11 protein-coding genes are annotated in these 20,647 nt (G+C 39.9%); 9 read left to right on the top strand and 2 right to left on the bottom strand.

Annotated features, from left to right (window positions below; genetic code table 11):
* Window positions 1-16 precede the first annotated feature (16 nt).
* From WG943_RS03360 to WG943_RS03325, 8 genes are all read left to right on the top strand, one after another.
* On the top strand, window positions 17-1,462 hold the full coding sequence (locus tag WG943_RS03360; protein ID WP_340406748.1) for a RagB/SusD family nutrient uptake outer membrane protein: 1,446 nt from the start codon (window positions 17-19) through the stop codon (window positions 1,460-1,462).
* 96 nt (window positions 1,463-1,558) lie between these two features.
* On the top strand, window positions 1,559-3,235 hold the full coding sequence (locus WG943_RS03355; RefSeq protein ID WP_340406747.1) for an amidase: 1,677 nt from the start codon (window positions 1,559-1,561) through the stop codon (window positions 3,233-3,235).
* 122 nt (window positions 3,236-3,357) lie between these two features.
* The gene (locus tag WG943_RS03350) at window positions 3,358-5,754 is read left to right on the top strand and encodes a prolyl oligopeptidase family serine peptidase (protein WP_340406746.1); all 2,397 of its coding nucleotides are present in this window, start codon (window positions 3,358-3,360) and stop codon (window positions 5,752-5,754) included.
* A gap of 408 nt (window positions 5,755-6,162) precedes the next feature.
* The gene (locus WG943_RS03345) at window positions 6,163-9,282 is read left to right on the top strand and encodes a SusC/RagA family TonB-linked outer membrane protein (protein ID WP_340406745.1); all 3,120 of its coding nucleotides are present in this window, start codon (window positions 6,163-6,165) and stop codon (window positions 9,280-9,282) included.
* An 11-nt stretch (window positions 9,283-9,293) separates the two neighbouring features.
* Window positions 9,294-10,871 carry a SusD/RagB family nutrient-binding outer membrane lipoprotein gene (locus tag WG943_RS03340; RefSeq protein ID WP_340406744.1) on the top strand — a complete coding sequence of 526 codons (1,578 nt, stop codon included), beginning with the start codon at window positions 9,294-9,296 and terminating at the stop codon, window positions 10,869-10,871.
* 15 nt (window positions 10,872-10,886) lie between these two features.
* Window positions 10,887-11,738: a DUF1735 domain-containing protein gene (locus WG943_RS03335; protein WP_340406743.1), complete on the top strand. Its 852-nt coding sequence runs from the start codon at window positions 10,887-10,889 to the stop codon at window positions 11,736-11,738.
* 956 nt (window positions 11,739-12,694) lie between these two features.
* Window positions 12,695-15,832 carry a SusC/RagA family TonB-linked outer membrane protein gene (locus tag WG943_RS03330; protein ID WP_340406742.1) on the top strand — a complete coding sequence of 1,046 codons (3,138 nt, stop codon included), beginning with the start codon at window positions 12,695-12,697 and terminating at the stop codon, window positions 15,830-15,832.
* A gap of 22 nt (window positions 15,833-15,854) precedes the next feature.
* Window positions 15,855-17,351, top strand: a complete 1,497-nt coding sequence (locus tag WG943_RS03325) for a RagB/SusD family nutrient uptake outer membrane protein (protein WP_340406741.1) — start codon at window positions 15,855-15,857, stop codon at window positions 17,349-17,351.
* A 70-nt stretch (window positions 17,352-17,421) separates the two neighbouring features.
* On the opposite strand, the gene WG943_RS03320 is transcribed toward WG943_RS03325, so the two are convergent.
* A complete protein-coding gene (locus WG943_RS03320) occupies window positions 17,422-18,231 on the bottom strand; it encodes a phosphatase PAP2 family protein (protein WP_340406740.1) in 810 nt (269 codons plus the stop codon).
* 3 nt (window positions 18,232-18,234) lie between these two features.
* On the bottom strand, window positions 18,235-19,038 hold the full coding sequence (locus tag WG943_RS03315) for a phosphatase PAP2 family protein (RefSeq protein ID WP_340406739.1): 804 nt from the start codon (window positions 19,036-19,038) through the stop codon (window positions 18,235-18,237).
* A 282-nt stretch (window positions 19,039-19,320) separates the two neighbouring features.
* On the opposite strand from WG943_RS03315, the gene metK reads away from it, so the two are divergent.
* Window positions 19,321-20,625, top strand: a complete 1,305-nt coding sequence (gene metK / locus WG943_RS03310; protein ID WP_340406738.1) for a methionine adenosyltransferase — start codon at window positions 19,321-19,323, stop codon at window positions 20,623-20,625.
* Window positions 20,626-20,647: the final 22 nt, after the last annotated feature.

Below are 20,647 nucleotides of genomic sequence, written 5' to 3'. Positions count from 1 at the left end.
CTTAAATTTTAATCCAATGAATAAAAAATATATATTAAGAGCATTAGGGTTTTCCTTAGCGCTAGGTCTTTTTTCTTGCGAGGACAAACTCAATGAGTTAAGGCCTGAGCAAGATTTAACTGAGGAGTCTGCGTTTAATTCAGAGGCTACAGCAATGAGCTCACTGTATGGTGTATATAGTACAACTCAGAATTTCGAAATATTTGGTGGTCTAGGTCATGTTATTGGTGACTTCCAGGCAGATAACGTACAATTTGTTGGCTCTTTCCCAACGCTACAGGAAATTCAAAATTTCAATACTGTAGGTGCTAACTTAACTATACAGAATTTATGGCAAGTACACTACAGAGCTATAACTAGAGCTAATAATGTTATTGCCAAAGCCCCAACAGTAGAAGATCCTGGATTTACAGAGGCTGAGAAGGCACAGGTAGTTGCAGAAGCAAAATTTTTAAGAGCTTTACTGTACTTCCAGATGTCGAACTTCTTTTCTCAGCCATTTCAACTGAGCGGCGGTGATAACCTGTCTGTTCCATTAGTTTTAGAGCCTTTCACAGGTGAGATCACCTTCCCTGAAAGAGCAACGCTAAACCAAGTACATGCTCAGATTGAAAAAGATTTAACTGAGGCAATCCCAGCACTTAAAACAGCTAGCCAATTTGGTGACCCATCAGAAGCACGTGGCCGTGCAACAGTAGGTGCAGCGAAGGCATTGCTTGCTAGACTTAAATTATACAGAGAAAACTGGTCTCAGGCAGAGCAATATGCAAGAGAAGTTTTAGCAGACAATTCTTATAGCTTAGCAAGCGATTATAGTTTCTATAACGCTAATACTTCTGAGGATGTGTTTACAATTCAGAACTCAGCAATAGATAACGGACGTACAGGTAGCGGTGGTTTAGCATCTTACTATCGTCCTGCGGCTAGTGGTGGTAGAGGTGATGCTGCCTATTCATCTGGTCTTTTAGAATCTTATGAGGCTGGCGATAAACGCTTATCTTCATTAAGTTCTGAAGGTGTGGGAGCTGATGGTGGTACTTATATTTTCACAACTAAGTATCCTGATGCAGTTAATAATGCTGATAACGCGCCAATTATACGTACTACAGAAGTAGTATTAACATTGGCTGAAGCTATCGTTAGACAAGCAACTACAGTTGCTGGAGCTCAAGAAGCAATTGATTTGATCAATCCTTTAAGAGTAAGAGCGGGCTTGGCTACATATACAGCTGCTGATTTCACTAGCACTGCTGATTTATTGGCGACAGTGTTAGAAGAAAGACGTAAAGAGCTTGCATTTGAAGGTTTACGCAGAATGGATCTTCTTAGAAACAAAATGCCTCTTAAAACAAGTGGCGAGGGAGCAAGTAAAGCAGTTTTCGGTGGAGATTTAACAATCCTTCCAATTCCTCAAAGAGAACTGGATATCAATCCTTCACTTGTGCCAAATCCTGGATATTAATTTATTTAATACCAATACAAAAGGCCACTCTGTTTAGAGTGGCCTTTTTTTGTTACAAACAATATCATAACTTATAACAAAAATGTATGAGTGACAATGTTTAGAAAAGGAACAATAATACTATTAGGAGCAGGGTGCTTTATTTCTGGGGCGTTCGTTTCCAAAGTTGCTGAGAGCAAATTATCAGTTGATGTAGTTCGTGAAGCACAGAAACTGATTGGATTAAATTTCACAGATGCCCAGCTGGATTCTGCCTTAACAGACCTGGAGGAGTTTCAGCAAAGCTACGCTGTTATAAGAAAGCAGCCCTTGCCGAATGATGTAGCTCCAGCACTTATGTTTAATCCAATACCTGTAGGTCATACTTTTGAGAAGGAAAGGAAAAAGTTTGAAGTAGCCAGAGCCTCTAAAGTAAAACTACCTGCTAATCGAGAAGAGCTTGCTTTTTATACTTTGCCACAATTATCAGAGCTTATTCGCACTAAGCAAATTAGTTCAGAAGAACTTACAGTGTTTTATCTGGATCGCCTTAAAAAGTATGGACCAACATTGGAATGTATAACCTCATTAACAGAGGAGTTGGCGCTGGAACAGGCTCGTAAAGCAGATCAGGAAATAAAAGCTGGTAAGTATAAAGGTATGTTACATGGTATACCATTTGGGGTGAAGGACCTTTTATCTACCAAAAAATATAAAACAACCTGGGGTGCTATGCCTTACAAAGATCAGGTAATAGACGAGGATGCTACAGTTGTGCAGCGCCTGCAGGACGCAGGAGGAGTACTGGTGGCGAAGACAACCTTAGGAGCACTGGCCATGGGAGATGTATGGTACGGTGGTAAAACCCGCTCGCCATGGAACATTAGCAGAGGCTCTAGTGGTTCATCAGCTGGTTCAGCGGCAGCTGTTGCAGCAGGCTTGCTGCCGTATGCTATCGGTACCGAAACACTTGGTTCTATAGTATCGCCATCTACGGCTTGTGGTACAACCGGCCTTCGCCCAACCTTTGGTCGTGTTAGCCGCCACGGCGCAATGGCACTTAGCTGGTCAATGGATAAAATTGGTCCTATTACACGCTCAGCAGAAGATGCAGCTATCGTATTCAACGCCATCTACGGACCAGATGGAAAAGACCTGTCTGTTTATGATGCGCCGTTTAACTACAACGAAAAGATCAATCCAAAGAAGCTTCGGGTAGGTTACCTGAAAAAGGACTTTGAAGGCACTTATGGTTTTAAAGAAAACGACGAAGCCACATTAGCTGCATTGCGCAATGTAGGTATAGAGTTAGTTCCGGTAGAATTACCAGACCTGCCTGCACGCGAACTTACACTTACCATTTCTGTGGAAGGTGCTGCAGCCTTTGACGAGTTAACCCGTAGCGGCCGCGATAGCCTGCTGGTTGCGCAACATAAAAACGCTTGGCCAACTATTTTTAGAGCAGGCAGGTTTGTGCCGGCTGTAGAATATATTCAGGCACAGCGGGTGCGTACGTTGCTTGTACAGCAAATGCAGGAAAAGCTCAAGGATGTTGATGTATACATTAGCCCATCCTTTGCAAGCAGCAACCTGGTGGTTACGAACCTTACCGGCCACCCATGTGTAGTGGTTCCAAATGGTTTCCAGAAAAACGGAATGCCAACCACCATCACCTTTATGGGCAAGCTGTTTGGCGAAGCCGAATTGTTAAGCTTTGCAAAGTTCTACCAAAGTATAAGCAACCACCACAAGCAATTCCCAACCATGGATTTTGCGGCCAAAAAGAAATCGTAAAGCATAAAATCGCCACGTGCAGTAGTTGCCTATAGCACGTGGCGATTTTGCTTACTAAAGTATAATCTTTTATTTTGGAGTGGAATCTGTTAATACTACTACCTAAACTATACTACTCTACTATGTTATTCAAAAGAAAAATGCTGGCTGTATTTGGCTGGTTTATATTATGCGGAGGTGCCGTGCAAGCTCAGGACGGCAAGCTTACCCTAAGCGTAGAAAAGATAATGCGCGATCCTAAGTGGATAGGAACTGCGCCAAGTAACGTGTTCTGGTCTGAGAATGGTAAGAAGATTTATTTTTACTGGAACCCGGAGGGCAACAAAAGTGATTCACTCTATAGCGTCAATTCCGATGGTAAAAATATCCAGAAAGTAAGTGCCAGAGAGCGTAGAAGCCTGCCATCTCAGTTTGGCTCGTACAACCAGGAAGAGAATAAGAAGGTGTATGAGAAGAACGGAGATATCTACCTATATGATGTAAAATCGGGCAAGGTACAGCAGATCACGAATACAGTAGAGCGTGAAAGTAGTCCTTCCTTTAGTTATAGTGAGCAAAAAGTAACTTACCTAAAGGATAGCAACCTGTTTGCCTGGAGCATGTCTAATGGGCAGACAGTGCAGCTTACCGATTTCAAGAAGGGGCGTAAGCCAGCAGGCGAAGGGAAAAATGTGCAGCGCGATTGGCTTAAAGAGCAGCAGCTAGCTTTATTGCAAATCGTAAAAGAACGGGAAGAAACACAGGAGCAGCAGCGCAAGCAAAGGCTAGCTGATGCTCCAACAAGACCGAAGGAGATTTACATTGAGGATAAAGTGGTAAATAGCGTCATTCTTAGCCCAGACGAACGTTTTGTTACTTACCAGCTAATCACAAGGCCAAAAAATAGTAAAGTTGCTATTGTTCCGGACTACGTTACCTCATCTGGCTACACCGAGGATATTAATACCCGCACCAAGGTTGGCGACGCGCAAAGTACATTTGAGTTTTTTGTGTACGATACGAAGCGTGATACAGCTTTTGCTGTGCTGATGAATGATGTAGAGGGAATCTATGACAAACCTGCTTATTTGCTGGAAAAAGAAGCTAAAGCAAGTGCAGCTACTACTGCAGATGGTAAAGGCAAAAAGCCTGAAATGCGTGCAACTGCCATTTATGGTCCCGTATGGTCAGGTAACGGAAAGTATGCGGTGGTAGTAGCCCGTGCGTACGATAACAAAGACCGCTGGATATTAAAGCTGGACCCTGCTACCGGTAAACTAACTGTACTGGATCGCCAGCATGACGATGCATGGATCAACGGTCCGGGTATTGGTTACGGTACAGGTGATATTGGCTGGATGCCAGACAACGAAAGTATCTGGTTTCATTCGGAAGAAAATGGTTACTCACACTTATATGCGGTGAATGTAAGCACAGGTAAAAAGAAAGCCCTTACCACTGGTGAGTTTGAGGTTTCAGAGGTACGCATGTCTGATGATAAAAAGCATTTCTACTTTACAGCCAATAAGATTCACCCGGGTGTTAAGCACTTTTATCGCATGCCTGTAAATGGTGGCGAAATGGAGCAGTTAACCACCATGACAGGTGCCCATGATGTTAAGCTGTCGCCAAACGAGAAATCGCTTGCTGTGTTATACTCTGCCAGTAATAAGCCTTGGGAGCTGTTTGTGATGGATAACAAGAAAGGAGCCAAGCCCAAGCAAGTGACAAGCTCCTTAACAGACGAATTTAAATCTTATAACTGGCGCGAACCAGAAGTAATCACATTTAAAGCGCAAGACGGACAAGATGTATATGCACGTCTTTATCGTCCAGAAAATGCCAAGAATAATGGCCCGGCTGTCATATTTGTACATGGTGCCGGTTACCTTCAAAATGCGCACAAGTGGTGGAGCTCATACTTTAGAGAGTACATGTTCCATAATTTCCTAGTAGATCAAGGATATACAGTACTGGATGTTGACTACAGAGGCAGTGCTGGTTATGGCCGTGATGTACGGACTGGCATTTATCGCTTTATGGGCGGCAAAGACTTAAGCGACCACGTTGATGGGGCTAAGCACTTAGTAGAGAAGTATAATATAGATCCTAAAAAGATCGGCATCTACGGTGGCTCTTACGGCGGCTTTATTACACTTATGGCCATGTTTACAGAGCCTGATGTGTTTGCAGCTGGTGCTGCGCTGCGCTCTGTTACAGACTGGGCACACTATAACCACGGTTATACTTCCAACATTCTTAACACACCATATACTGACAGCACAGCATATGCCAAAAGTTCTCCTATTTACTACGCCGAAGGCCTGAAGGGTGCCCTATTAATTTGCCACGGTATGGTGGATACTAACGTGCATTTTCAAGATGTTGTACGTCTGTCGCAGCGCCTGATTGAGTTAGGAAAAGATAACTGGGAACTGGCTGTGTACCCTGTAGAGGATCATGGATTTGTAGAGCCTGCTAGTTGGACCGATGAATATAAGCGGATATATAAACTGTTTGAGCAGAACCTGAAGAAGTAAAAGCAGTAGTGTAAGCGGAAATCGGCGTAGAAAGTTTGTCTCTGCGCCGATTTTTTTTATTTATACTTTTCTAAGATTAGGTTTTTGGGTGTTATAGAATACAAACAATTGTTTTTAATTTAATATGTAGTGATAGTTATATTTTATATTTAAAAATAACTGTATTTTATTATTTTGAACAATGAGGAATGTATAATTAACTAAATTAATCTTAAAAGTTACTATATGCTTTGTCTAGTGAAGATTTTTAAAGCAATAAATAAATGTTGTAATATATTAATTTGACAAACTGAGTTTAAACGTTGAAAAATATACATTATAGTTAAATGCTTTCAGAGTTTAATTTTTAAAGATATATTTGGAAGCTAATTAATTATCTATCTAACCACAAATTTTTAAATTATCCTTATGAGAAAATTTTTATTCTTAGGAGTGCTTGCGCTTTTTGCAGTCTTGCAACATGCGATGGCACAATCTAAGACGGTTACAGGTAAAGTTACGGACCAGGGATCTAATATAGGCCTGCCCGGAGTATCTGTAATTGTCAAAGGAACTACGGTGGGTACTACCACTGCCGCAGATGGTACCTATTCAGTAAGTGTGCCAGCTAACGGTAATACTCTTGTATTTAGATACATTGGGTATACATCAGTTGAGCGTCAAATAGGAAGTGCCTCAACAATTAATGTAAGCTTAGGCGTAGACTCAAAGCAACTTAGTGAAGTTGTGATTGTAGGTGCTGGTGGTATTGAGCGCCAAGTAAAAGAACAGGGTTATACTACAACTGTTGTTCGTAGCGAAGCCTTAACTCAAGGTAAAGCACAAAACATTGCAACTGGCTTAACAGGTAAGGTTGCAGGTTTGCAAATCAATGCAGTAAGCAGCGGTGTTAATCCTAACGTACGTGTAACCCTTAGAGGTAACCGCTCTTTAACAGGTAACAATGAGGCTCTTATTGTATTAGATAACATTATTGTTCCTAATACTGTACTAGGTAACCTTAACCCGGAAGATGTAGAGAATGTGCAGGTACTGAATGGTGCTAACGCAGCAGCTCTTTATGGTTCTGATGCATCTAATGGTGCGATCTTGATTACAACTAAAAGAGGTAAAAAAGGTCAAACTTCAATTAAGGTTTCTCACACTACTACTTTAGAGCAAGTAAACTTCTATCCTGATCTTCAGGATCAGTTTGGTTCTGGTTATGCTGCCGGTGTTCAGAAATATGTGCCTTACGAAAACCAGCAGTACGGTCCTAAGTTTGATGGTGTAATAAGACCAATCGGTAAGCCACTTGCTGACGGATCTATACAAATGGTAGAGTACTCTGCAAGAGATGACAAATACGACTTCTGGGAAACTGGCGTTCAGAACCAGTCAGATGTTTCGTTATCATCTGGTACAGATCGCTCAACATTCTATGTGTCTTTCCAGAATCTGTTAAACAAAGGTACTACTCTGAATGATGAGTATACACGTCAGGCTCTTCGCTTTAATGCAACTCACGATTTCGGAAATAAATTAAAGTTAGCTTTAAACTCTTCTTATACAGCTAACAAATACGATATCACTACAGAGACTGCAAACATCTATGATGCCCTTTTACAGACTCCTGCACATATTCCACTTTTGCAGTATCAAAACTGGAAAAACGATCCGTTTGCAAATCCAAATGGTTACTTTAACGAATACTACGACAATCCATACTTCTTGATTGATAACAATAGATCAGAAACAAGAAATAACTATCTTATTGCAAACGCAGAACTGAAGTATGCACCACTTAGCTGGTTAGAACTGACTTACCGTGCAGGTATGTCAAACCGTAACGTGACATCTAAGTCAAGACAAGGTATTTTTATCCTTTCAGATTATACCAAATCAATATCTGCTAGTAAGTATGATGTTAACGGCGCTGTAGGCGATGGTAACACTACTACAAATCAGTTTAACTCAGACTTCTTAGCTCAGTTTAACAAAGATATTACCAGTGATTTAAATGTTCGCTTTATCTTAGGTAACAGTGTTCGTTCTAACTATTCAAAATCTCTAAGTGTATCTGCAACAGGCCTGGTTAACCCTGATCTGTTTAACGTGAGCAACCGTGTAGGTGAGCCTGGTGCTGGAGAAGCAAACTATACAGCTCGTCAGATTGGTGTGTTTGGAGATTTAACTCTAAGCTTCAGAGATTACCTGTTCTTACACGCTACTGGCCGAAACGACTGGACTTCAATCTTAGCAAAAGAAAACAGATCATTCTTCTATCCTTCTGCTGATGTGTCTTTTGTGGCTAGTGAGGCAATTCCTGTACTGCGCGATAGCGAAATGATCAGCAACTTGAAATTACGTGCTGGTATCTCTAAAGTAGGACAGGTAAACTTAGGTAGCAACTTTGGTGCTTACAGACTACTGCCAACATTTAACCCAACAGGTGGCTTCCCTTATGGTAGCTTACCAGGTTATTCTTTGGGTAACCAAATTGTTTCTCCTAACCTAAAGCCAGAAATGACAAGTGGTTATGAGTTTGGATTTGATGTTAGCTTAAGAAGAGATTTGATTACTGCTAGCGCCACTTATTACGCAACTAGCACAGTTGACCAAACAGTAGCAACTGGTGTTTCTTCAGCAACAGGTTATACAAGCTTCCTGACAAACACTGGTGAAGTTACAAACAAAGGCTTAGAGACAAGATTGCATGTAACTCCTATTAACAATTCACAGTGGACTGTAACAGTAGGTGGTAACTATACTTTCAACGACAACAGAGTTGAGTCAATTTCTGCGGACATCGAGCGTTTACAGTTATCATCTGGTGGTGCCGCTCAGGTATATGCTATTGCTGGCCAAAGATTCCCTGTGTTATTAGGTAACGATTATGTTAGAGATGATCAGGGTAGAGTAGTTGTAGACAGAGTTACTGGTTATCCTTCACAATTAACAGGAGAGTTAGTAAATCTTGGTAACACAGAGCCTATTCATAGAATTGGTCTTGATGCTGATGTTAGATTTAAAAACTTCAAATTCTCTGCTTTATTTGAGTACAGAGGCGGATTCTACAGATACCACAATGCTGGTTCTAGCTTAGACTTCTCTGGTTCTTCTCAGGCAACAGTAGAGTACAACAGAGATCGTTTTGTATTCCCTAACTCATCATACTATGATGAAGAATTAGGCCAATATGTAGCTAATACTAATATCACTGTAAGAGATGGTGGTCCTGACTTCTGGGCAAGCACAACTTACAACAGAAACATAGCTACAAACCACACTACAAAAGGAGATTACTGGAGACTACGTGAGGCTTCAATTTCTTACACGCTTCCAGCGTCAATCCTTTCTAAAACCGGATTTGTAAAAGGTGCTTCAATTAGCTTACAAGGACGTAACCTGTTCTTATGGTTACCTGCATCTAACAGATTTACAGATCCAGATTACAACTTTACAGATACCAATGCTATCGGTATTACATCGCTAGGTCAAACTCCTCCTACGCGTTACTTTGGAGCAACAGTATCTGCTACATTCTAATAAGAAATAACATGAAGAGAATACTTAAATTTTTTGCTATAAGTGCTTTGGCGCTGACAACAGTGTCATGCGATAGTTATCTTGATGTAAACGATAACCCAAACCAAGCAACTAGTACTACTGCACAGCAGGTTTTACCTAATGCACTTGCTATTACTGCTTCAACCATTGTAAGTTATAACGATTATGGTTCAGGAGTAGCGGGTTATGCTGCTAACGCTGGTGGTTTTGGTTTTACAGGTTCGCCATACATTACTTACAACTACTCAACTAATAACTACACTGGACTGTGGTCAGGTGTTTACGATAATATTACAGATTATCAGTATATTATTGATAACACTAAAAATGATCCAGCATTTGCAAAATACAATGCGATAGCAAAGATCATGAAGTCGCATCAGATGCAGATGTTAGTAGATCAATATGGTGATGCACCATATTCAGAAGCTTGGGAAGGCGTAAACAATTTGTCTCCTAAATATGATAAAGCAGAAGATATCTATAAAGATCTAATCGTTCAACTAGATTCAGCTGTTTACATCATTGATACTTTTGGCGATGCTAATAATGTAGGTGCATCAGACATTATGTTTGCTGGTGACATGGAAAAGTGGAAAAGATTCGCAAATACATTAAAATTACGAATGCTAGTTCGTGTTTCTAATGTAGGCAGTCTAGCATCATTTGTTAATGAAAGATTCGCAACTTTTGGTAGCAGTCCTATATTCTTAACTGACGATGCCTTAGTACAGCCAGGTTACCTGATTTCAAATGGTAAATTAAATCCATACTGGAACACATATCATAGTAATGCCGCAGGTACAGCGAGTGGAGCCGGACGACAGTATATTCCTAGTAAGTTTATTCTATCTTTATACACTAGTAGAATCTCTGATCCAGAGAGAGGTAAGGTAATTTATCGTTCGTATCCAAATACGCCATCGAATCAATTAGGAGATCAAACTGATGGTATCCCAACTGCACCATCTGGCGCAATTGCATGGTATACTGGTACTGGTACAGCTAATTCATTAGGTCTTTTTAAAGGCCGTACGATGGGGCAACCAATTATCTTGGCGGCTGAAAGCTACTTCCTTCAGGCAGAAGCAAGAGAAAGAGGTTTACTAGCTGGCTCTGCTGCTGACGCGTATAAAAATGGAATTATAAGCTCGTTCCGTTACTTATACAAAGATGCTAACGGTAACGTAGATGCAACCAAGAACCCAACTACTGATGCTAATGCTTACATCGCTGCTAACACAGACAATACTGCTGGAGCTAATGGAAATAATTTAGTTGATTATGAAAAGTCTACAAACAAAATTGAGACTATCATAACTCAGAAATATATTGCCTTAAACTTCATACATGGTCATGAAGCATGGAGCGAGTACAGAAGAACTGGATATCCAAGTTTAACTCCTACTTCTACTTTCGTTTCAGTAGCTTCTCAGGCAACGAGTGCGGATAGATTACCAAAAAGAATGATATATCCTGCTACTGAGTATCAGCTGAATTCAGCTAACGCTCCTGCTGCAGCGCCTGGATTTGTATTTAACAATCCTATTTTCTGGGATATTAACTAAAAATATTAATCGTATATGAAAAAGATTTTAAATTTATTTGTGGCTCTTTTCACCTTGACAGGATTAACCTCTTGTCTTGATGAGGATCCAGTTTTCGAGGGTGATAATGCACCAAATGTAATAGAAATATTATATGCTGGTACAGGGTCTAATACAGCTCCGGCAGATGCACCTTTTGCAATGTATGAGAATGCATTACAAATTCTTGATCCAGGTAAAACTGTTGAAATACCTGTTTACATCAATTATGCAGGCTCTAAAGTGGCTCCAGAAGATATAACTGTAACAGTTTCTCTGGATCCATCAATTGTAGATACATACAATACTAAAGTAGGTACAAATTATGTGTTACTACCAGAAGACTTATATGAGATTCCTTCTATGACTGTAACAATACCTAAAGGTGAGCGCACAGTTACTGTTCCTATTAAGGTTGAAACAGCTAAGATAGATCTTAGTAAATCTTTCGCATTGGGTATGACAATAACTAATGTGAGCACAGGGATAGTAAGCGGAAACTTTAAGTCTGCAGTACTGAAAATAGGTGCGAAAAATGATTACGAGGCTACTTATAAAAATAAGTTTTCTCGTACTCGGGCAGATGGTAGTGTAATTGTTTCAGGTAATAACGAAGTATATTACAAAACTACTGGGCAATATTCAATCGTTGGAAATTTGATCGGTTATTATAGCAACCAGCAAACAATGACATTAGATCCAGCAACGAATAAAGTTACTGTTACATCACCTGGTATTGCTATTTCACAAGATAAAAGCTATTATGATCCAGAAACTAAAACATTCTATATCGATTATGTAGCTCTTAACACATCAATGAAATCTACTTTAGTAAGAAAAGGGGAATAATAAACTAATAATTTAAAAAAGGGGTACTATTTTATAGTACCTCTTTTTTGTTTTTATAATGCTAGTAATATCTATTTCAGAAAAAAATATTACTAGCATAGATAGATGTTGACTTCTCAAAAAATATAAATTATAGTAATCTTATTAATTATTGAGCTGAAGCAGATATTACAAAATCATATATTTTTTGATTGTAATAAAGCTATGGTTCTAACAATACTAGTTACAGCATTAAAAATTCAAGAAAGAGGAATAATGTATACATCTTTATCTAGAATTTGAGATTGCGAATGATTAACTCTATAATTCACTATGGCTAAGGCCTAAAGGGAGCATTGTTGATCTACCACGTTATAGTGGTAAACATAGAAATTTAGAATGCTGTGCGCCTGTTGATTCGTTTGATTGAGTTAGGCATAGACAGTAGGCTGGGTACCCTTTAGAAGATCATGAGTTTGCAGAGCTAACTGGCTGGACCGATAAGTATAAGCAGTTATAAAATTTGTTAAAGTATAATTCAAAGAAGTAACTCCTAAAAACTAAGATAAAAATGGTGTGAAGAAGATCTTTGCACCATTTTTTTTTATTTTATACTTTTTCAATATATGTTCAATGTTATAACAGTAGGATCAAATAGCAAGCAATATCAAGCTGTGTAAACGTTGGAAACTAAACTAGTGTTTAGACATTAAAAAACATAATTAAAATTATATTCCAAAGAGCCAATGCTTAAAAATATTAAAAAAGTCTAAAATTATATCAAGTGATACATGATTATAAAAGTTATTATAAAATAATATATATGCAATTAACTATTTTGCAATAAACTAATTTTAATGTGCTTTAAATGGAATTTAGGCACAGTGGGTAGATCAGAAAAGCTTTAAAAGCTGATTTTTTAAAAATATATTTGTGAAATTATTTTTACCAAATTAACTAACTACCTAATTACTTTTATGAGAAAAGTTCTATTATTTGTCGTGTTGTCGCTGTTCGGATTTCTGCAGCATGCGATGGCACAGACAAAGACGGTGACTGGTAAAGTATCTGATCAAAGCTCAGGTATCGGATTACCAGGAGTTTCCGTTGTTGTTAAAGGTACCTCTGTGGGGGCGGCTACAGCTGGAGATGGTACTTATACCCTAAATGTGCCTGCAAATGGTACAACTCTAGTGTTTCGCTATATCGGTTACCAAACCGTAGAGCGTGAAATTGGAAACCAAAGTACAGTGAATGTTATCCTTGCAGAGGATACCAAAGCACTATCTGAGGTGCTTGTTGTGGCTTATGGTACTGCAGACCAGAAGTCCTTTACAGGTTCTGCATCAGCAATCAAATCAGAGTCAATCGAGAAGCTTCAGGTAAATGATGTAACCAAAGCTTTAGGTGGCTTAACACCAGGTGTTCAAGTGGTTCAGACTAGTGGCCAACCTGGTCAAACAGGTCAGGTGCGTATTCGTGGAATTGGTTCTCTTGCTTCTTCCTCTACTCCGCTTTATGTTGTGGACGGTGCACCTTATTCAGGTGATCTAAACGCTATCAATCCAAATGATATCGAGTCGATGACTGTACTTAAAGATGCTAGTGCTGCTGCTCTTTATGGCTCTCGTGCTGCTAACGGAGTAGTTGTTATAACTACAAAAGGAGGAACAGCTCCTAAAAAGCCTACAATTACATTCGGCGCTACTTATGGTATCTCTGATTTTGCTGTAGAAGATTACAAGACTGTAAATTCTCAGGATTTTTATGAGCTAACCTGGGAGGCTTTGAGAAATGATGCACGATCAACGAAGTCTTTATGGGAAGGGAAATATGCGTCTCCAGAAGAGTATGCTACTAAGAGAGTTGTTGGCCGTATAGCTGGTGCTGGAAATGGCCAACAGTATAACCCGTATAATGATGCTGAGCCTATTGGATTAGATGGTAAATTGAAGCCGGGACTTATACCAGCTTGGGAAGATGACTGGAGAGATGCTCTTTTCAGACAAGCTTCACGTCAGGAGTATGATTTTGGTATTCAAGGAGGAAGTGATAAAACTAATTACTATTTCTCTGGTAACTATTTAAATCAAGAAGGTGCGTTTATTACGTCAGGGTTTGAACGTTATACTTCTCGTTTGAGAGTATCATCTCAAGTTACAGATAAAATTAAGTTTGGTGTAAATGCATTAATTGCAAATACTGATCAAAACTCTCCAACTTCAAGTGGTACAGCTTTCCGTAACGTTGTGTCGTGGGGTAGAAACATTTCTTCAGTGTATCCAATCATGAGAAGAAGAAACACAGATGGCTCTTTTATTAACAACCCATCAGAGTTTGATTTTAACTCTTCTCGTCCTTACGGAGGTAACAGTAACCCAGTTGGTACAACTGAGTTAGATATTTTGAAGCGTAATGTATTAACATGGAGCATGAATGCCTTCGGTGAAATTACTTTGCCTTTAAACCTGAAGTATAAAACTACTCTAGCTCTAAACGGAGACAATACAAAAGACTTCACCTTTTATAATACAGAATATGGTGATGGCTCAGGTGTAGGTGGACGTGGAACACAATGGAGAAGTTCTTATTTTGAATATACAACAAACCACATTTTAAGCTACAGCAAAGGTTTCGGGCAGCATCAGTTAGACGCATTGGGCGGTTTCGAAGCATTTAACCTTAAATATGACTACATGTATGGTCAAAAAACAGGTTTTCTGCCAATTCCAGGCTTAACAGAGTTTGATAATGCCTCTACCATTACTTCACTTGATGGCCAAACAGATAGACGTTCATTGCTGAGCTTCTTAGGCCAAGTGAATTATAACTTTGCAGATAAATATTATCTGTCTGCATCTTTCCGCCGTGATGGTTCTTCTCGTTTCCATAGAGATAACCGTTGGGGTAACTTCTACTCAATTGGTGGTTCATACAGAATTTCTCAGGAAGATTTCATGAGCGCATTGCCATGGATTAATGATGCTAAAGTACGTGCAAGTTATGGTACTTCTGGTAACGAGAGCTTGTTAACATCAGGAGGCTCTTCAGATTACTACGCATATAGGGGTCTTTACCAGACAGGTTATAATGATCTATCTGCACCAGGTATAATTTTGGATAAGCTAGAGAACATTGCTTTAACTTGGGAAAAGCAAGCTGCATTTAACGTCGGAGTTGATGCAACAATCTTTGATAGATTGGATGTGACTTTAGATTATTACGATAGAAAGTCTGAAGACTTGTTGTTTAACAAACCATTAGCAAATTCTACAGGTTTTAACTCAGTATTTTCTAATCTTGGGGCAATTCGCAACAGAGGTATTGAAATCAACCTGACTGCAGAAGTAATCAACAAAGGTGATTTTAGCTGGAGCGCTAATCTAAATGCAGCTCATAACAAGAACGAGGTAACTGAGTTGCCAAGTGAAGCTATACTGCAAGGGACTAAGCAGTTAAAAGTAGGTCAGTCAATCTACGATTTCTATATTCAGGATTTTGCCGGTGTTGATCCACAAACAGGTTTAAGCCTTTGGTATAGAGATGTAAAAGATGCAGATGGTAATGTAACTAAAACAACAACATCTAACTACAACTTAGCTAGCCGTTACTATGTTGGTACTGCTTTGCCAGATGTAACTGGTGGCTTCACAAACAACCTGCAGTATAAGAACTTCGACTTAAGCGTCTTATTTACTTACAGCATTGGTGGTGAGATATTAAATACAGACTATAGCAACTTAATGCACGGTGGAGACAGGGCAGGTACAAACTGGCATAGCGATATCTTAAACAGATGGCAGCAGCCAGGTGATATAACTGATGTCCCAAGATTAGGTACCTCACAAAACCTAAACACCAACACAACTTCATCTAGGTTCCTTGTAGATGCTTCATACCTGCGCTTACGTAACGTTACATTAGGTTATACACTTCCTAAAGCTTTACAAGAGCGAGTTGGACTGCAGAACGCAAGAGTTTTTGTTCAAGGCGATAACATCTGGACTATGTTTAAAACACCAGGTCTGGATCCTGAGCAGAGTATCGATGGTATTACAAATAGCCGCTTCCCAACTCAGAAAACATACTCTGTTGGATTGCGAGTAACGCTATAAAAAATATTTTACAGTAGGAATAATGAAAATAAAGAATATAAAATTTTTTGCAGCTATTCTTGGCGGTGTGTTAAGCTTAACAGCATGTGAAAAAGACTATTTAGAAACAGTACCTTCTAACAAAGCATCTTTTGAGCAAACCTATGGCTCTTTAGGTGGTATGGAGGCTGCTTTGACAGGTATTTATCGCTTAATGCGCCAAGCACCGGTAAACCAAGGTGGAGTAAGCCACGATAGTTATGGAGTGCCTGCCATGATGATGACTTTCGACGTAATGGGTGAAGACATTATGGCAAACGATGGATGGTTTGTATACCAGTATGAACTAGATAATAAACTGGCAACTTATCGTGGTACACGTATACTTTGGGGCCACGCTTATAACCTCATTACCAACGCGAACAGCATTATAGCATACGCGCCTCAATTGACAGATGGTTCAGCTGCTCAGCGCTTGCAATTAGAGGGTGAAGCAAGAGCAATAAGAGCTTTTTCATACTTTAATCTTGCACGTGTTTATCAGCATACTTACACAAAAGACAAAAATGCGCTTGCCGTGCCTTTAATGCTTGAGCCAACTACGCCAGAGACTGAAGGAAAAGAGAGAGCCACACTAGAGCAAGTGTATAATCAGATTATTACTGACCTTACTTTTGCTGAGGAGAACCTAACTGCTAACAGAGCTTCAAAGAGCCACATCAACAAGAATGTTGCACAAGGTTTGCTAGCTCGTGTATATTTGGAGATGGGTAACTGGGATAAGGCTGCTGAATATGCTGCGAAAGCTCGTGCTGGCTATTCACTGATGTCAGCTACTGAGTACTCAAATGGCTTTAATAATTATGGTAACTCAGAATGGATATGGGGATTACCTCAGGCAGCAGATCAGAACAACGGTTTTGCGTCATTCTTCTCATTTATTGATGGCCGTTACACGTTAGATGCAGAAGGAAACAGAGAATATGTGCGATACGGATATAACAACCTTCGTGCGAACGATGAGTTTGTCGCTTTATTTGATGAAAATGATGCACGACGTGGATTTCAGGAAGATACTAAAGCATTCACTACAAATGATGCTGGTGAGAAAATATGGAATTCTGATAGATACACAATAACTAAATTCAAAGATTTAGTAAATTTAGGTGGTCATGTTGTTTTAATGCGTTCAGCAGAAATGCTTTTAATTGAAGCAGAAGCTAAAGCTCAGTTAGGTAGCTTTGGTGATGCTCAGGCATTATTACTTGAGCTGCGTAATAGCCGAATCACAAATGGAGTTGTATTGCCAAGTACAAATGTTGGCAATGCTTTACTAGAGGAAATCTATGTAGAAAGAAGAAAAGAGTTATATGGTGAGGGGTTTGCATTGCTTGATATTAAGCGTCTGCAGCAGCCATTAGTTCGTGAAGGTAACCATACTGCGAAGTTAGGAACTACACCTGCCAACTCTGATTTATTTATCCACCAGATACCTCAAGTAGAAATAGATGCAAATCCGAAGATTATTCAAAATCCATAGGTCACACTATAGCTATAAATGAAAAATGCCCGCAACAATGCGGGCATTTTTCATTTATAGCTATAGTGTGTTAGAATTTGAAGGTAAGTAAAGCGCCATTATAAGTTGGCACAGAAACAGGAACTAAACTCAAACCTATACTTTCAACTTTCTGATGCAACTCTGGCACCAATATACCAATACCCATACCTATGGCATAACCAACTAAGTTATCAGTTAAAAAATGCTTGCCCGCTTTGGTGCGTAGGTAAGCTACGGTTACAGGTACAGCCGCTGCAGCTGCCCAAATATAAGGCCGCGCTGGGGAGCCTGGGTTAAAATCGTGATATACTTTGGCTACGAAGAAAGTGGCGGCAGCGGTTGCGGCTGTATGTCCGGCATAAAAAGAATTAGTAGCCTGCTTATCAGTCTTAAGCTCCAGCGGTGCATCATCACTATATACATAAGGCCGTTTACGTGCTGTTAGTCCGGTTGTTAAACTATACAAGCCGCCAGCAATAGACATAGCCTGTCCATAAAGCAGATAAACTTGCGGAGCGTTTTTCTTAACATCATCATCCATTAATAGCAGAAGCGGTGTTAGGAATGAGCCATAAAATGGAAAATCGCTTAAAGACTCTGCACTAGAACTGTAGTTTCCTGCTGCAAATCGATCTAGCTTGTTTACGTCTGCTGTAGTTAACCCTACTACGTTCTGCTCTGTGAGTCTATATTTATTATCTACAAGTATACTTCCGGCTACAGAGGCTCCAATACCACCAACTACTATAGCACCGTCTCTTATCCAATCGGTTTTATACGGGGATGCATTTGTTTGGGCATAAGTATAATTTATACAAACAAACGCTAACAAGAACCACAATTGGAGTGCCTTGAGCATACCTTAAAAACTGTAAGTGAGTAAAGCTCCTCTGTAGTTTGGCGCCGTTATAGGCATTAAGCTGAAATTGGTTTTATTAGTTTTCTTATGCAATTGTGGCACAAGTATACCCGCAGCGGCTCCTAAAGTATAGCCAAGCAAGTTGTCGCTAAGAAAGTGTTTACCAGCTCTTAAACGTAGATAACCGACTGTTGCAGGTATGGCTGCAGCAGCTGCCCATACATAGGGTCTTGCATTTGAGTCGGGGTTAAAATCATGGAAAATCTTTGCTGCAAAAAATGAGGCACTGGCTGCAGCAGCAGTATGACCAGCATAAAAAGAGTTTCTGGCGTTGGCTCTTGTTTTTTCGGAGTTTTCTACATCCGGACTGTAAACTAATGGCCTTATTCTTGGCGCATTACCATTTGTCATAGTAAACAAAGCACCAGTAACAGCCATTGTTTCTACATAGAGCACAACCACCTGTCCTGCTTTATTGCCAATGTTATCATTCAGTAATGCTACAAAGGGTAAAGCAAATGAGCCGTAAAAAGGAATGTCACTGGTTTTTTTAGCAGATTCGGAATCCCAACCTGCAGAAAACCTGTCGAAGCCGTTAACATCTGTTTTGCTTAAATTAGCAATCTGTTCATCTGTAAGCCCATTTTTATCCTGCATCAACGTTAAGCCATAATAGGACAAACCAGAACCTGCTATAATTATAGCGCCATCTACTACAGTACTTGTTTTATAAGGGGAATCGTTCTGGGCCTGTATTTGCCCTGCAGTTACTAAAAGTATAGTGAAAATTGTTAATATGCGTTTCATATAATTTAAATCAAAGAGATATATTCAATTGTACTTCAAACGAAGGTGTATTAGCAATGGTTTTGTATTATAAGTTGCAAGTATAATTTTTCCTTGATTGTGGTGTCGGAGGTACTGATAGCCATTGTATTAAACGAACAAGCATATTGTACCTAGACCAAACGCTGTTACATACATCTGCTGCCAATTCATGTTTTAACTATGGAAGAATTGTTTTAGCTTTGTAATTGCTACTTATAGGTGTAGCACGGTTTATACTTTGTACCTAAACCCCAACTAAAAATGCCGTATTTATTTACTTCTGAGTCAGTATCGGAAGGACATCCAGATAAAGTAGCGGACCAGATATCCGATGCCCTACTTGACGAATTCCTGAAGCAGGACCCACAATCTAAAGTAGCTTGCGAAACACTTGTAACAACTGGCTTAGTTGTGTTAAGTGGTGAGGTTAAGACAGAAGCCTATGTAGATGTACAGAAAGTGGCTCGTGACGTGATTAAACGTATAGGCTACACAAAATCTGAATATATGTTTGATGCTGATGCCTGTGGGGTTATCTCTGCAATTCATGAGCAGTCTGCTGATATTAATCAGGGTGTAGAGCGTGCCAACCCAGAAGACCAGGGTGCAGGAGACCAAGGTATGATGTTTGGCTATGCTACCAACGAAACAGATAATTACATGCCTTTGGCACTAAGCATTTCGCACCTTTTACTTGAGGAGCTTTCTGCTATCCGTAAAGAAGGCAAGGAGATGACATACCTGCGTCCAGATGCAAAGTCTCAGGTAACCATCCGCTACAGCGACAACCATGTACCGGAGAAGATTGACACTATTGTTATTTCTACACAGCACGATGAATTTGTAACTGCTGATAGCGATACTCCAGAAGCCAAAGACAAGGCTGAGAAAGAAATGGTAGCCAAGATCAAAGCAGATGTTGACGCTATCCTAATCCCACGTGTACTTAAGAAGTTGCCGGAGCGTATCCAGAAGCTGTTTAACAGCGATATCGTTTACCACATTAACCCAACAGGTAAGTTCGTGATTGGCGGCCCGCACGGAGATACAGGTTTAACAGGCCGTAAGATCATTGTAGATACTTATGGTGGTAAAGGTGCTCATGGAGGTGGTGCTTTCTCTGGTAAAGATTCTTCTAAAGTAGACCGTTCTGCAGCTTATGCAGCGCGACACATTGCCAAGAACCTGGTAGCTGCCGGTGTTGCAGACCAGGCATTGGTGCAGGTTGCTTATGCTATCGGAGTTGCTAAACCAGTTGGTTTATATGTAACTACCTATGGCTCTACTAAAGTGAAAGATGCCAGCGGCAATATTATGAGCGATGGCGAGATTGCTGAAAAAGTAAGCAAGTTGTTCGACATGCGTCCTTATGCTATTGTGCAGCGCTTTGGTTTGCAGAATCCAATTTTCTCAGAAACAGCTGCTTATGGCCACATGGGCAGAACGCCGGGTATCAAAAGAATAGAGGTATCCGTGAATGGTCATAAAGAATCAAGAGAGTTTGAAACCTTCACTTGGGAGAAGCTGGACTACGTAGATCAGATCAAGAAAGAATTTGGAATTTAATTTGGTATAAGACCTTTGGCAT

The organism is Pontibacter sp. H249 (assembly GCF_037892465.1).
Lineage (GTDB): Bacteria > Bacteroidota > Bacteroidia > Cytophagales > Hymenobacteraceae > Pontibacter.
Note: the sequence above shows the minus strand (reverse complement) of the source record. Positions and strands in the feature narration are given on the sequence as shown.